Origin of the sequence: Pseudomonas sp. CFBP 13711 (assembly GCF_014842265.1) — a bacterium.
In the GTDB taxonomy this organism is placed as follows: Bacteria; Pseudomonadota; Gammaproteobacteria; order Pseudomonadales; family Pseudomonadaceae; genus Aquipseudomonas.
Genome location: NZ_JACYVI010000001.1, coordinates 1014141 through 1029018, shown reverse-complemented (window position 1 = coordinate 1029018; position 14878 = coordinate 1014141). Strand labels below are relative to the sequence as shown.

Here is a 14878-nt window from a genome sequence, read left to right as displayed (position 1 = left end):
TGCTCCTTTGCTCCTTTGCCCCATCGCCCCGGTCCGGAGGCAGATGCAATTGTTGTGGCAAACACTGTCAGTGTGGGAGTGAGCTTGCTCACGAAGACGGCATTTCAGGCTCTGCAGATGTACCGGATGTAAGGGCCTCTTCGTCCGGATGCGGCCCAGACCAAGCTCGCTCCCACAGGGTCGTGCAATCTGCGACTACGCAATACCACCATCTGACTGTCGCCACCTCCGCCAAATCTCGGCCTCCCTCAAATCCACCACTCATCCTCACCCGTCATAAATATTTCAAAACGCTATTGAGTGATCCCCCTCCCAGTTGTACGATGACTTACGACATCAGCGCAGGACTGGTGCTTCATCCACAAAAATAGCTCCCCAGGGTGTTCGAATAATGAATCCACAAGAACTGAAGTCCATCCTCTCTCACGGTCTGCTTTCCTTCCCCGTTACCGATTTCAATGCCCAGGGCGACTTCCACCGCGCTGGCTACATCAAGCGTCTGGAATGGCTCGCTCCGTACGGCGCCTCCGCGCTGTTCGCCGCTGGCGGCACAGGTGAGTTCTTCTCCCTGACCGGCGGCGAGTACTCCGAGATCATCAAGACCGCCGTCGACACCTGCGAAACCAGCGTGCCGATTCTGGCTGGCGTCGGTGGTCCGACCCGCCAGGCGATTCAGATGGCTCAAGAAGCCGAGCGTCTGGGTGCCAAAGGCCTGCTGCTGTTGCCTCACTACCTGACCGAAGCCAGCCAGGACGGCGTTGCCCTCCACGTTGAAGCGGTCTGCAAATCGGTCAAGATCGGCGTTGTCGTCTACAACCGTAACGTCTGCCGCCTGACGCCTGCGCTGCTGGAACAGCTGGCCGAGCGCTGCCCGAACCTGATCGGCTACAAAGACGGCCTGGGCGATATCGAACTGATGGTTTCGATCCGCCGTCGTCTTGGCGACCGCTTCTCGTACCTGGGCGGCCTGCCGACCGCTGAAGTCTACGCCGCCGCCTACAAGGCGCTGGGTGTGCCGGTTTACTCGTCGGCGGTGTTCAACTTCCTGCCGAAAATGGCGATGGACTTCTACCACGCCATCGCCAAAGACGATCACCAGACCGTCGGCAAGCTGATCGACGATTTCTTCCTGCCGTACCTCGACATCCGTAACCGCAAACACGGCTACGCAGTGAGCATCGTCAAGGCGGGCGCCAAGCTTGCCGGCTACGACGCAGGTCCGGTCCGCGCGCCGCTGACTGATCTGACGTCGGACGAAGTCGACATGCTGGCTGCGCTGATGGACAAGCAGGGCAAACAGTAACTGCCCAGTTGCCGCAAAACCGCTGAGCGATCAGCGGTTTTTTGCCCTCGGGGCTTTGCTAACGGATACCTGGCAGGACAGCTTCACATCGCATCTGTTTTAGGGGCAGGGGCGAGCAGCACACACATAAGATCGTTTACCCGCACAAAAAAATAATTAGTGGGAGTTTCGAACATGCTGAAAACCAAGCCGACCCACGTCCGCTATTTGATTTTGCTCATGCTGTTTTTGGTGACCACGATCAACTACGCCGACCGTGCAACCATCGCCATCGCGGGCTCCAGCCTGCAGAAAAGCCTCGGCATCGACGCCGTCACCCTCGGTTTTATCTTCTCCGCATTTGGTTGGGCGTACGTCGCCGGCCAGATCCCCGGCGGCTGGCTTCTGGACCGTTACGGCTCCAAGAAAGTCTATGCAATGAGCATCTTCACCTGGTCGCTGTTCACCGTGCTGCAAGGTTACGTCGGTGAATTCGGTCTCTCGACCGCCATCTTCCTGCTGTTCGCGCTGCGCTTCATGGTCGGCCTCGCCGAAGCACCCTCGTTCCCCGGCAACGCCCGTATCGTGGCGGCTTGGTTCCCGACGTCCGAACGCGGCACGGCCTCGGCGATCTTCAACTCGGCGCAATACTTCGCTACCGTTCTGTTTGCTCCGATCATGGGCTGGATCGTCTACACCTTCGGCTGGCAGCACGTGTTCGTCGTGATGGGCAGCATCGGCATCCTGTTCTCGCTGATCTGGCTGAAAGTTATCCACAGCCCGCGCAACCACCCGAACATCAACAAGGAAGAGTTCGATCACATCGCCAACAACGGCGGCATGGTCGATATGGATCAGGACAAGGGCAAAGGCTCGGCCAGCGGTCCGAAATGGGACTACGTACGCCAGTTGTTGACCAACCGCATGATGCTCGGCATCTACCTGGCTCAATACTGCATCAACGGCATCACCTACTTCTTCCTGACCTGGTTCCCGGTGTACCTGGTTCAAGAACGCGGCATGACCATCCTGAAAGCGGGCTTCATTGCTTCGCTCCCGGCCATCTGCGGGTTCATCGGCGGCGTACTCGGCGGGATCATCTCCGATTACCTGCTGCGCAAAGGCCACTCGCTGACCTTCGCGCGCAAGGCGCCGATCATTGGTGGTTTGCTGCTGTCGACCTCGATCGTCACCTGCAACTACGTCGACATCGAATGGGTTGTCGTGGGCTTCATGGCACTGGCCTTCTTCGGCAAGGGCGTGGGCGCACTGGGTTGGGCGGTCATGTCCGACGCATCGCCGAAACAAATCGCCGGTTTGAGCGGCGGTCTGTTCAACATGTTCGGTAACATCGCTTCGATCACCACCCCGATCGTCATCGGCTACATCATCAGCACCACCGGTTCGTTCAAATGGGCCCTGGTGTTCGTCGGCGCCAACGCGCTGGTGGCGGTGATCAGCTACATCTTCATCGTCGGTGAAATCAAACGCGTAGAACTCAAGGAAACCCCAACGAAGGGTGCCTTGCCGGCCAGTGAAGCCGAGCTTTCTCAAGCGAAACTCTGAGGAAAAACCGTGATGAACTTGATCCAACATGCCGACTCGCCGCGTTACATTCGCTTGCATGCGCTTGATAACGTCGTCGTCGTGGTCAATGACCAGGGCGTTCCGGCGGGGACTGAATTCGATAACGGTCTGGTGACCGTCGACAATGTGCCGCAGAGCCACAAGGTGAACACCGTGGACATCGCCGAAGGGGAGCCGATCATTCGTTACGGCCACACCATCGGCTATGCGCTGCAGCCGATCCCGAAGGGCAGTTGGGTCAAGGAAGATCAGCTGCGCATGCCGTCGGCGCCGGCGCTGGACAGTCTGCCGATGTCTGACGCGGTGCCGGTCAGGGGCGAGCCGCTGGAAGGCTTCACCTTCGAGGGTTATCGCAACGCCGACGGCACGGTCGGCACGCGCAATATCCTGGGGATTACCACGACCGTTCAGTGCGTGACGGGGGTTCTGGATTTCGCCGTCAAGCGCATCCGCGAAGAACTGCTGCCCAAGTACCCGAACGTCGATGACGTGGTGGCGCTGACCCACAGCTACGGCTGCGGCGTCGCCATCACCGCCAAGGACGCGTACATCCCGATTCGCACCGTGCGCAATCTGGCTCGCAACCCGAACCTGGGGGGCGAGGCGCTGGTGATCAGCCTGGGCTGCGAAAAATTGCAGGCCGATCAGGTCATGCACAGCGACGACGCCTCGGTCGATCTGAGCGAGCCTTGGCTGTATCGCCTGCAGGATTCCAAGCACGGCTTCAACGAAATGATCGAGCAGATCATGGAATTGGCCGAGACGCGCTTGAAGAAGCTCGACCAGCGTCGCCGCGAAACCGTGCCGGCGTCGGAATTGATTCTGGGCATGCAGTGCGGCGGCAGTGATGCGTTTTCCGGCATCACCGCCAACCCGGCACTGGGTTATGCCTCGGACCTGCTGCTGCGCGCGGGCGCTACCGTGATGTTTTCGGAAGTGACCGAAGTGCGTGACGCGATCTACCTGCTGACCTCCCGCGCGGAAAACATGGAAGTCGCTGAGGGCCTGGTTCGCGAAATGGACTGGTACGACCGTTATCTGGCCAAGGGCGAAGCGGACCGCAGCGCCAACACCACGCCGGGGAACAAGAAGGGCGGGCTGTCGAACATCGTCGAGAAGTCCCTCGGGTCGATCGTCAAGTCCGGCAGCAGCGCGATCAACGGGGTGCTCGGCCCTGGCGAACGGGTGACGCGTAAAGGCCTGATCTTCTGCGCGACGCCGGCAAGCGATTTTGTTTGCGGGACGCTGCAGCTGGCAGCAGGGATGAACCTGCACGTGTTCACTACCGGGCGCGGCACGCCGTATGGTCTGGCGATGTCACCGGTGGTGAAAGTGTCGACCCGCACCGAGCTGGCACAGCGCTGGCCCGATCTGATCGATGTTGATGCCGGGCGCATTGCAACCGGGCGCGCCAGCATCGAGGACCTGGGATGGGAGCTTTTTCACTTCTACCTCGACGTCGCCAGCGGAAAGAAGACGACCTGGACCGAGAAGTATCGTCTGCACAACGACATCACCCTGTTCAACCCGGCGCCGATCACATAAGCCGGAATTCAGCCCTCTACCAGCCGGGTTTAGTAGTCCGGCTGGTGCATGGTCCATGTGGGAGTGGTCGTGTCGCCACAGGTTTCTGCGTCGTACTCAGCGCCCTGTGGGAGCGAGCTTGCTCGCGAGTACGTCACTTCTGCCGCTGAAGAGTCAAAGGCATCAGCGGCTAGTCACCAACCCCGCTTTCTCTTCACCCGCCTCAGGCTCCGGTTCCGGAAACGCCTCGGTGTGATCAAACTCCACGCCTTCGCCCATCGCCTTGTATTTCTTGCGCAGCGCGTGCAATTCCTTCTGATCAAGATTATCCAGACTCAGCACGGCGTTCTGCGCGTCTTTCGTCACGCGCAGCAGTTCGTCGATCTTGATATGCATCTCATCGGTGTCGCGGTTCTGGGTGTTCTGAATCAGAAAAACCATCAGGAAGGTAATGATGGTGGTGGACGTGTTGATGATCAGCTGCCAAGTGTCGTTGTAGTGGAAGAATGGCCCGGTCACGGCCCACACACAGATCAGCGCAATCGCCACGAGGAAGGTTCGTGGGCTGCCGGACCACTGCGACAAGGCCTGCGCGAACTTCGAGAATTTCATTAACGGGTTTCCTTAGTTAACCAAGAGAGATACCCAAGGGACCACGCTAAGTCTTTGAAATTTCTTATCGCAACATGAAATCGGCGACAGGTTTCAGTCCCAGCCGAACACTTCACACGCGTTGGCGGTGCTCGCTGCGGCCAGTTTGTTCGCAGGGATTTTCATCAGTTCGGCGATGGCCGCGCATATATCGGGAAGGTGCTCGGGGCTGTTGCGCATGCCCGGAAACATCGCAGGCGCCATGTCCGGGGAATCGGTTTCCAGCACAATGCTTTCGAGCGGCAACTCGGCGATCACCCGGTGCATGCGCAAGGCCTGCGGCCAGGTCGCTGCACCGCCCAGCCCCAGCTTGTAACCCAGCTTGATGTATTCGCGGGCTTCCTCGCGGCTGCCGGCGAAAGCGTGAACGATGCCGCGGCGCTTGAGTTTGAAACGCTTGAGCGCTGCGATGGTGTCGGCATGGCTGCGGCGCACGTGGAGCAGGGGAGGGAGGTTGAAGTCGGCGGCCAGCTGCAACTGCTGGTCGAGCAAGGTCTGTTGTGGCGGGCGGTCCAGGGATTCGATGTAGTAATCCAGACCGATCTCGCCCACGGCGCACAGCTTGGGATGCCCGGCCAGACGGGTCAGCCAGTCGCGCAATTGCTGCACATGCTCGGGCTGATGCTCTTCCAGGAACACCGGGTGCAAGCCCAGCGCGGCGTACACCGAAGGTTCGCTGAGCGCCAGATCCCACACTCGCTGCAGATTGCGCTGATAGACGCCCAACACCACGATGCGCTCCACCCCAAGCTGCCGGCTGTTGGCGAGGACGTCGTCGCGGTCGGCGTCGAAATCGTCGAAATCCAGGTGCGTGTGGGTGTCGATCAGTCGCACGTTGCTTACGCCTCGTGAATCCGCTGTTTGAATGTCCGCACGATGGCATGCACGCCCGGTTCGTACTGATCCTGCTCAATGGCCGACAACGCCAGCGCGAGGGCTTTCTCGGCGATCAAAGGGTGCTGCTGAGCCATGGCATTGACTGGCAACGGCAGGAAATCCAGCAACTGCGTGTCACCGAACGTGCCCAGGTGAAGTTGGTCCGGATTCAGGCGGCGCTGGTGCAGCAGGTCGAACACCCCTTGCAGCAGGACGTAGGACGTGGTGATCAGCGCGTCGGGGAAATACCCCAGGCGATCAAACATGTCGCTGGCCAGTCGCAGGCCGCAATCACGGCTGAACGCGTCGCCGTGTTCGATGATCACCGAGCCTTCGAAACCCTCCAGCGCGTCTTCAAAGCCGCTGGCGCGCGCCTTACTGACGCTCAGTTCGGGCTGCGCGCCGATCAGGGCGATGTGCCGGGGTTTGATCTCCAGCAGGCTGCGGGTCAGCTGCTGGCTGGCATCGTGGTCGTCGCTGACCACCGAGCAGAAGTACGCGGGGTCCATCTCCCGGTCGATGGCGATGACCGGCGTCCCTTGCTGCTGCAGCGCCCGGTAGCTGTCATCGCTGGCCGGCAGGCAACTGGCGACGAACAGCGCATCGCAGCGTCGCGCGCGAAACAGCTGCAACAACTGCAACTCGCTGATGGGATCGTCGTCAGAACTGGCGATCAGCAGCTGGTAGCCGCGCGCGCGGGCGCCCTGTTCCAGTTGCTTGGCGATGCGCGCGTAACTGGGGTTTTCCAGGTCGGGCAGGATGAAGCCGAGGGTCCGGGTATGCCGGCTGCGCAGCCCGGCCGCTTGCGGGTTAGGCCGGAAACCGTGGGCGTCGACCACCGCGCGCACACGCTCGACCGTCGCACTGCTGATGCGTTGCTGTTCGGCCTTTCCGTTGATCACGTAGCTGGCCGTGGTCACAGAAACACCGGCCAGACGCGCAATATCACTGAGTTTCAAGCCGGGCATCCTTTCGTGATGGGAAGCAGAAGTGAGAGCTGAACTACCGTGGCAGGGATTTTCACCGATTAACAGCCATCATGACAGCAGACCGTCGTCTTGTAGGAAGCATGTAGCCCGCTCGGGATGTTTCCTACACGATTCGACCGGATGAGCTTCAAACCGCCGGGATTATCAAGTAACGTGCGCGACACTTCAGATTAAACGATTCAGCAGGCCTGTTTATGGCACTTTTTGCCCAATCGCACCTCTGAATGCCGCATTCAATACTCGCAAACCGTAAGTCATCGGTGTCTACGACCGGTCCTACAACAAGAATCTGGCGCGACCCCGCGCAGCACAGGAGAACGCAATGCTCGAGCTGACCATAGAGCAAATTTCCATGGACCAGTCGGCGGTGGACAAGCCCGCCGCGTTGCAACTGCTGGCTGACTTGCTCGTCGCCGATGGCCTGGTGGCTGCCGGCTACCTTGCAGGCTTGCAGGCGCGCGAGCAACAGGGCTCGACCTTTCTGGGGCAGGGCATCGCCATTCCCCACGGCACGCCACAGACCCGCGACCAGGTGTTTGCCACCGGCGTGCGCCTGATGCAATTCCCCGAAGGCGTGGACTGGGGCGACGGGCAGATGGTTTATCTGGCCATCGGCATCGCCGCCAAGTCCGATGAGCATTTGCGCTTGCTCCAACTGCTGACCCGCGCCCTCGGTGAGAACGACTTGGGCGAAGCGCTGCGTCAGGCGAAGGACCCCGAGTCGCTGCTCAAACTGCTGCAGGGCGCGCCACAAGAACTGGCCCTCGATGCGCAGATGATCAGCCTGGGCGTCATGGTCGATGATTTCGAAGAACTGGTCTGGCGCGGCGCGCGTCTGCTGCGCAAGGCCGAGTGCGTGAACAACGGCTTCGCGGCGGTCCTGCAGCAGGTCGAGCCGCTGCCGTTGGGCGAAGGCCTGTGGTGGCTGCACAGCGAGCAGATGGTCAACAAGCCCGGACTGGCCTTCGTCACTCCGGACAAACCCATGCGTCATCTGGGCCAGTCGCTGACCGGCCTGTTCTGCCTCGCCAGTCTGGGCGAATCACACCAGGCGTTGCTTGAACGCCTGTGCTCGTTGCTGATCGAAGGCCGCGGCCACGAACTGGGCAAGGCCACCAGCAGCCGCGCCGTGCTTCAGGCATTGGGCGGCGAAGTGCCGCCAGACTGGCCGAGCGAGCGCGTAACCCTGGCCAATGCCCACGGCCTGCACGCGCGGCCGGCGAAAATCCTCGCGCAGTTGGCCAAAGGCTTCGACGGCGACATCCGCGTGCGCATTGTCGACGGCACCGAGAATCCTGTGTCCGCCAAGAGCCTGAGCAAGCTGCTGAGCCTCGGCGTGCAGCGCGGTCAGTCCCTTGAGTTCATTGCCGAGCCGACCATTGCCGCCGATGCCTTGCCTGCGTTGATCGCTGCGGTGCTCGAAGGCCTGGGCGAAGAAATCGAGCCGTTGCCGACCCACAGCGAATCCGCGCCAGCTCCGGCGATCGTTGAGAAAACCCTCAGCGCGCCCGTTGCTGGCGCTCAGATTCAGGCCGTTCCTGCGGCGCCCGGCATCGCTTTCGGCCCGGCCCACGTGCAGGTTCTGCCGGTGATCGATTACCCGATGCAGGGCGAGTCGCAAAGCGTCGAACACGAACGCCTGCACAGTGCGCTGGCGCAGGTGCGCATCGACATCGAGCAGTTGATCGAGCGCAGCACGGCGAAAGCCATTCGCGAGATTTTCGTCACCCACCAGGAAATGCTTGCCGACCCCGAACTGGTCGACGAAGTGGCCCAGCGCTTGAAGCAAGGCGAGAGCGCGGCAGCGGCGTGGATGAACGTGATCGAGGCCGCCGCCCGTCAGCAGGAACAGCTCAAAGACGCGCTGCTGGCCGAACGTGCCGCTGACTTGCGGGATGTCGGTCGCCGCGTGCTGGCGCAGATCTGCGGCGTCGAGGATCTGGTTGAGCCTGAAGAACCGTACATTCTGGTGATGGACGAAGTCGGGCCGTCCGACGTCGCACGTCTGGACCCTGCGCGCGTCGCCGGGATTCTCACCGCGCGCGGCGGCGCCACGGCCCACAGCGCCATCGTTGCCCGGGCGTTGGGAATCCCGGCGCTGGTCGGTGCCGGCGATGCCGTGTTGCTGATCAAATCCGGCACGCAGTTGTTGATCGACGGCCAGCGCGGGCGTCTCGACGTCGCGCCAGGCGAAGCAACCCTGCAGCGCGCCTTGCAGGACCGCGACACCCGCGAGCAACGCCTCAAGGCTGCGGCTGCGCTGCGCATGGAGCCTGCGATCACCCAGGACGGCCACGCCGTTGAGGTGTTCGCCAACATCGGTGACAGCGCCGGTACGCCGGCCGCGGTGGAGCAGGGCGCCGAAGGGATTGGCCTGCTGCGCACCGAATTGCTTTTCATGGCCCACAGCTCTGCGCCCGATGAAGCGACCCAGGAAGCCGAATACCGTCGCGTGCTCAAAGACCTCGACGGTCGCCCGCTGGTGGTTCGCACCTTGGACGTCGGCGGCGACAAGCCGCTGCCGTATTGGCCGATCGATAAAGAAGAAAACCCGTTTCTCGGCGTGCGCGGCATTCGCCTGACCTTGCAGCGCCCGGACATCATGGAAAGCCAGCTGCGCGCGTTGCTGCGTGCGTCGGACAATCGCCCGCTGCGCATCATGTTCCCGATGGTGGGCACCGTTGAAGAATGGCGTCAGGCCCGGGACATGACCGAGCGCCTGCGTCTGGAGATCCCGGTGGCCGACCTGCAACTGGGCATCATGATCGAAGTACCGTCGGCGGCGCTGCTGGCGCCGGTGCTGGCCAAGGAAGTGGACTTCTTCAGCGTCGGCACCAACGACCTGACCCAGTACACGATGGCGATCGACCGCGGTCACCCGACCCTGTCCGCCCAGGCCGATGGCCTGCACCCGGCGGTGTTGCAACTGATCGACATCACCGTGCGTGCGGCGCATGCCCATGGCAAGTGGGTGGGCGTCTGCGGCGAACTGGCCGCCGACCCGCTGGCCGTGCCGGTGCTGGTCGGCCTGGGTGTGGATGAATTGAGCGTCTCGGCGCGGAGCATCGGCGAAGTCAAAGCCTGCGTCCGTGAATTGAATCTGATCGAAGCCCGAAAACTTGCGCAGGCGGCCCTGGCCGTTGGCAGCGCGGCAGACGTGCGAGCCTTGGTGGAGGGGCTGTAATGGCGAAAATACTGACATTGACCATGAACCCGGCGCTGGACCTGACCGTGCAGTTGGGCCCCTTGCAGATCGGCCAGGTCAACCGCAGCGACGCCATGCTCAGCCACGCGGCGGGTAAGGGCATCAACGTCGCTCAGGTGCTGGCTGACTTGGGCCACGAGCTGACCGTTGCCGGCTTCCTCGGCGTGGATAACCAGCAGCCGTTTGAAACCCTGTTCGCCAAGCGCGGCTTCGTCGATGAGTTCGTGCGGGTGCCGGGTGAGACGCGCAGCAACATCAAATTGGCCGAAAGCAGCGGGCGAATTACCGACCTCAACGGCCCAGGCCCCGAAGTCAGCGCCCAGGCGCAACAGGCGCTGGCCGCTCGGGTTGAGCAGATCGCGTCGGGTTTTGATGCGGTGGTCGTGGCCGGCAGTCTGCCCCGTGGCGTGAGCGCGCAGTGGCTGAAAACGCTGTTGCTGCGCCTCAACGCGATGGGCCTGAAAGTGGCGCTGGACACGAGTGGTGAAGCCTTGCGCGCCGGGCTCGAAGCGTCGCCGTGGATGATCAAACCCAACACCGAAGAATTGGCCGACGCCCTCGATGCGCCGATCATTTCCATTGACGCTCAAGCGCAAGCGGCGGCGGACCTGCGCCAGCGCGGCATCGAGCACGTGGTGATTTCCCAGGGCTCGGAAGGCGTTCACTGGTTCAGTGCCGACGTGGCGCTGCAGGCGCTGCCGCCCAAAGTCACGGTCGCCAGCACCGTCGGCGCGGGTGATTCGCTGCTGGCCGGGATGGTTCACGGTTTGCTCTGCGGGCATAAACCCGAGCAAACCCTGCGCACCGCCACGGCCATTGCGGCCATGGCCGTCACTCAGATCGGCTTCGGCATCAATGATCCGGCGCAATTGAAACGTCTGGAAAGCGGCGTCAACGTCCGCGTCCTGACGGCATAACAAGAGAGGAAGTGTGATGAAGTTAGCCATCGTTACGGCCTGTCCGAACGGCAAAATCAGCAGCGTCCTCAGTGCCCGTCTGCTGGATGCGGCGGCCCAGCGCCAGGGTTGGAGCACCAGCGTCGAGATCCACGATCCCCGCCATCCGGAGAAGCAACTGTCGCCGGGCGACATCGAAGCGGCCGACTGGGTGCTGGTGGTCAACACCGGCGCGCTGGACCTGGCGCGTTTCTCCGGCAAGCGCCTGTATCAGGCCACGCCCGCGCAAGCGTTGCAGGACGCCGATGGCTTTCTGCGTTCAGCAGCGGCGCTGGCGACCGAGCACACCGCGACTTCCGCCCCGTCTGCTACGTCCAGCGCGCAGCCGCGTCTGGTGGCGGTAACGGCGTGCCCGACCGGCGTCGCCCACACCTTTATGGCGGCCGAGGCGATTCAGCAGGCGGCGAAAAAACTCGGTTATGACCTGCAGGTGGAAACCCAGGGCTCGGTCGGTGCGCGTAATCCGCTTAGCGCCCAGGCTATTGCTGACGCCGATGTGGTGCTGCTGGCGTGTGATATTGAAGTCGCCACCGAGCGTTTCGCTGGCAAGCGCATTTATCGTTGCGGCACCGGTGTCGCCCTCAAGCAAGCCGAAGCGACGCTGAAAAAAGCGTTGGCGGAGGCGGAAGTCGAATCCACGGCTTCGGCGTCGAAGGCGTCGTCGAAAAAAGAAAAGACGGGCGTTTACAAGCACCTGCTGACCGGTGTGTCGTTCATGCTGCCGATGGTGGTGGCGGGCGGTTTGCTGATTGCGCTGTCATTCGTGTTCGGCATTCACGCGGCGGAAGAGCCGGGCACGCTGGCGGCAGCCTTGAAGCAGATTGGCGCGGGCGCGGCGTTCCAGTTGATGGTGCCATTGCTGGCCGGTTACATCGCTTACTCCATTGCCGACCGTCCGGGCCTTGCGCCGGGGATGATCGGTGGGCTGCTGGCGAGCACCTTGGGCGCTGGCTTCATTGGCGGGATCATCGCCGGGTTTCTTGCGGGCTACAGCGCCTGGGCGGTGAATCGCTACGCGAAACTGCCGGCGAGTGTCGAAGCGCTGAAGCCGATTCTGATCATTCCGCTGTTGGCGAGCCTGTTCACCGGGCTGGTGATGATCTACGTGGTAGGCAAGCCGGTTGCCGGCATGCTTGAAGGGCTGACCCACTTCCTCGACACCATGGGCACGGCCAACGCCGTGCTGCTCGGCGTGCTGCTGGGCGCGATGATGTGTGTGGATCTGGGTGGGCCGATCAACAAGGCGTCGTATGCGTTTTCCGTTGGCTTGCTGGCCTCGAGCAGTGGCGCGCCAATGGCGGCCACGATGGCGGCCGGCATGGTGCCGCCGATTGGTATGGGCATCGCGGCATTGATTGCCCGGCGCAAGTTTGCCCAGAGCGAGCGTGAGGCGGGGAAGGCCGCCTTTGTGTTGGGGCTGTGCTTTATCTCCGAAGGCGCGATTCCGTTTGCGGCGAAAGACCCGCTGCGGGTGATTCCGGCGAGCATTGTGGGAGGCGCGCTGACCGGTGCGCTGTCGATGTTCTTCGGCTGCAAACTGATGGCGCCCCACGGTGGATTGTTCGTACTGCTGATCCCGAATGCGATCAACCATGCGCTGCTGTATCTGCTGGCGATCGTGGCAGGCAGTGTCGTGACGGGCGTGCTGTACGCGCTGCTGAAACGACCGGAAACGGCGGAGCTGGACGCGGTGCCCGCCGGCGCCTGACCGCTACCGCACCGGTCACTTCCCGGCTAAAGCCGGTTCTACAAATTGTGGTTCCAGCCGGTCCTGTTGGATGCACACGATGCTTTTGTAGGGCCGGCTTCAGCCGGGAATAGGCCCGTCGGCACACCATCAAAATTGCGGTGTGAATACCGACGCCTTCCCGGCTAAAGCCAGTCCACAAAGTGCATGCGGTCAGTGGGACCGGCTTTAGCCGGGAAGAGGCCGGTGTGTTCGCCATCAGATGTTTGGTGTGAATGCTGACGCCTTCCCGGCTAAAGCCAGTCCTACAAGTGCGCGGTCCGGCCGCGGAGATGTGTCGGATGTTCGGCCTCATCGCGAGCAAGCTCACTCCTACAGGGACCGGGCTCGGCACTGGATCTTGTGCCAGACACAGACAACACTTGGCTTGTTCGCTGCCCTGTCATCTCCCGCAAACAATCCGCTGCTAGCGTCCTTCTTTTGGCATTCGCTTGAGGAGGATAAACATGTCCCGGTTCGACCTGACTCGCCGCCGTATCATCCAGGCCGCTGGCGCCGGCTTGTTGTTGCCGGGGCTTGCGCCGGCGGTCATCGCTTCGGTCAAGGACCGTCCGAAGATGACCGACGGCGTGCAGTCCGGCGACGTGCTCGGCGATCGCGCGGTGGTCTGGAGTCGCAGCGACCGGCCGGCGCGCATGGTGGTCGAATGGGACACCCGCAGCATGTTCAGCAACCCGCGCCGCACGGTCTCGCTGCTCGCCGACCAGCGCACCGACTTCACCGCGCGCGTCGAGCTGACCGGCCTGCCGGCCGATCAAGCCATCTTCTATCGCGTGTTCTTCGAAGACGCGCAAACCGGCGTCGCCAGCGAACCCTGGTTCGGTCACTTGCGCAGCGTGCCGGTCAATCGCCGCAACATCCGTTTCGTCTGGAGCGGCGACACCGTCGGCCAGGGCTTCGGCATCAACCCCGAAATCGGTGGCATGCGCATCTACGAAGCCATGCGCCTGCGCTTGCCGGACTTCTTCATCCACAGCGGCGACACCATCTACGCCGACGGCCCGGTGCCCGCTGAAGTGGTCACCGAAGGCGGGCGCGTCTGGCGCAACATCACCACCGAAGAAAAAAGCAAGGTCGCGGAAACCCTCGACGAATACCGCGGCGCCTACCGCTACAACCTGATGGACGAAAACATGCGGCGCTTCAACGCCGAGGTGCCGCAGATCTGGCAGTGGGACGACCACGAAGTGACCAACAACTGGTCACCGAGCAAGCAGCTCGACGACCGCTACAAGGTCAAAGACATCCAGCTGTTGGCGGCGCGCGGGCGTCAGGCGTTTCTCGAATACTCCCCTATGCGCCTACAGAGCGCCGACAACGGCGGGCGGGTCTATCGCAAAATCGCTTACGGTCCGATGCTCGACGTGTTCGTGCTCGACATGCGCAGCTACCGCGACGGCAACGACGCCAATCTCGCCGACAAACCGGGGCCGACCACTGCATTTCTCGGCCGTGAGCAACTGGACTGGCTCAAGCGCGAACTTCAAGCTTCCGGCGCTCAGTGGAAAGTCATTGCCGCTGACATGCCCATCGGCCTTGGCGTGCCCGACGGCGAGATCAGCCCGGGCGTGATGCGCTGGGAAGCGATCGCCAACACCGACAACGGCGCGCCGAAAGGCCGCGAGCTGGAAGTCGCCGAGCTGTTGGGCTTCCTGCGCCAGCAGAAGGTCCGCGACACCGTCTGGCTGACCGCCGATGTGCATTACTGCGCGGCTCACCACTACCATCCGGATCAGGCGGTGTTTCAGGATTTTGATCCGTTCTGGGAGTTTGTTGCCGGCCCGCTGAATGCCGGCAGCTTCGGGCCCAATACGTTGGACAAAACCTTCGGCCCTGAACTGGTGTTCCAGAAAGCTCCCCCGGCGCAGAACACTTCACCCTTCGCCGGCTTCCAGTTTTTTGGTGAGGTGAACATCGACGGTCAGAGAGGGGAGATGACCGTAACGCTGCGGGATCTGGACGGGGTTTCAGTGTTCGAGAAGAAGCTGCAGCCTGCGCCCATCGCCTGACGCAGCCCTTGGGTTGTACGACCACTGCGTAATTGCCGTAACACTTCCCGCG

At 62.3% G+C, this 14878-nt stretch carries 10 protein-coding genes; 7 read left to right on the top strand and 3 right to left on the bottom strand.

The window, feature by feature from the left end; all coding sequences use genetic code 11:
• The first annotated feature begins 391 nt into the window (after nt 1-391).
• The 3 genes from kdgD (at nt 392) to garD (ending at nt 4414) form a co-directional block, all read left to right on the top strand.
• Nucleotides 392-1303, top strand: coding sequence for a 5-dehydro-4-deoxyglucarate dehydratase (gene kdgD, locus IFT47_RS04675; RefSeq protein WP_192170685.1), 912 nt, complete (start codon nt 392-394; stop codon nt 1301-1303).
• Nucleotides 1304-1477: 174 nt separating this feature from the next.
• Entirely contained in the window at nt 1478-2848 is a 1371-nt protein-coding gene (locus tag IFT47_RS04670; RefSeq protein ID WP_192170686.1) for an MFS transporter, read from the top strand.
• 12 nt (nt 2849-2860) lie between these two features.
• The gene (gene garD / locus IFT47_RS04665; protein ID WP_192170687.1) at nt 2861-4414 is read left to right on the top strand and encodes a galactarate dehydratase; all 1554 of its coding nucleotides are present in this window, start codon (nt 2861-2863) and stop codon (nt 4412-4414) included.
• Between the two features lie 162 nt (nt 4415-4576).
• Here the strand turns inward: garD and IFT47_RS04660 are convergent, their stop codons facing one another.
• The 3 genes from IFT47_RS04660 to cra form a co-directional block, all read right to left on the bottom strand.
• Nucleotides 4577-5005 (bottom strand): low affinity iron permease family protein, encoded by a 429-nt coding sequence (locus tag IFT47_RS04660; protein ID WP_192170688.1) that lies wholly within the window; start codon nt 5003-5005, stop codon nt 4577-4579.
• Nucleotides 5006-5098: 93 nt separating this feature from the next.
• Complete coding sequence (locus IFT47_RS04655) at nt 5099-5878, bottom strand: TatD family hydrolase (protein ID WP_192170689.1); 780 nt, start codon at nt 5876-5878, stop codon at nt 5099-5101.
• A gap of 5 nt (nt 5879-5883) precedes the next feature.
• Complete coding sequence (gene cra / locus IFT47_RS04650; protein ID WP_192170690.1) at nt 5884-6879, bottom strand: catabolite repressor/activator; 996 nt, start codon at nt 6877-6879, stop codon at nt 5884-5886.
• Between the two features lie 352 nt (nt 6880-7231).
• On the opposite strand from cra, the gene ptsP reads away from it, so the two are divergent.
• The 4 genes from ptsP (at nt 7232) to IFT47_RS04630 (ending at nt 14826) form a co-directional block, all read left to right on the top strand.
• A complete protein-coding gene (ptsP, locus tag IFT47_RS04645; RefSeq protein WP_192170691.1) occupies nt 7232-10093 on the top strand; it encodes a phosphoenolpyruvate--protein phosphotransferase in 2862 nt (953 codons plus the stop codon).
• Nucleotides 10093-11031, top strand: a complete 939-nt coding sequence (gene pfkB, locus IFT47_RS04640; RefSeq protein ID WP_192170692.1) for a 1-phosphofructokinase — start codon at nt 10093-10095, stop codon at nt 11029-11031. Before ptsP ends, pfkB begins: the two co-directional genes overlap by 1 nt.
• Nucleotides 11032-11047: 16 nt before the next feature.
• Nucleotides 11048-12778, top strand: a complete 1731-nt coding sequence (locus IFT47_RS04635; RefSeq protein ID WP_192170693.1) for a PTS fructose-like transporter subunit IIB — start codon at nt 11048-11050, stop codon at nt 12776-12778.
• A 485-nt stretch (nt 12779-13263) separates the two neighbouring features.
• Nucleotides 13264-14826, top strand: a complete 1563-nt coding sequence (locus tag IFT47_RS04630; protein ID WP_192170694.1) for an alkaline phosphatase D family protein — start codon at nt 13264-13266, stop codon at nt 14824-14826.
• Nucleotides 14827-14878: the final 52 nt, after the last annotated feature.

Bases quoted from the DNA above. Each gene is read 5' to 3' on its own strand.
- kdgD (WP_192170685.1), top strand. From the start codon at position 392: ATGAATCCACAAGAACTGAAGTCCATCCTCTCTCACGGTCTGCTTTCC.
- IFT47_RS04670 (WP_192170686.1), top strand. From the start codon at position 1,478: ATGCTGAAAACCAAGCCGACCCACGTCCGCTATTTGATTTTGCTCATG.
- garD (WP_192170687.1), top strand. From the start codon at position 2,861: ATGAACTTGATCCAACATGCCGACTCGCCGCGTTACATTCGCTTGCAT.
- IFT47_RS04660 (WP_192170688.1), bottom strand. From the start codon at position 5,005: ATGAAATTCTCGAAGTTCGCGCAGGCCTTGTCGCAGTGGTCCGGCAGC.
- ptsP (WP_192170691.1), top strand. From the start codon at position 7,232: ATGCTCGAGCTGACCATAGAGCAAATTTCCATGGACCAGTCGGCGGTG.
- pfkB (WP_192170692.1), top strand. From the start codon at position 10,093: ATGGCGAAAATACTGACATTGACCATGAACCCGGCGCTGGACCTGACC.
- IFT47_RS04635 (WP_192170693.1), top strand. From the start codon at position 11,048: ATGAAGTTAGCCATCGTTACGGCCTGTCCGAACGGCAAAATCAGCAGC.
- IFT47_RS04630 (WP_192170694.1), top strand. From the start codon at position 13,264: ATGTCCCGGTTCGACCTGACTCGCCGCCGTATCATCCAGGCCGCTGGC.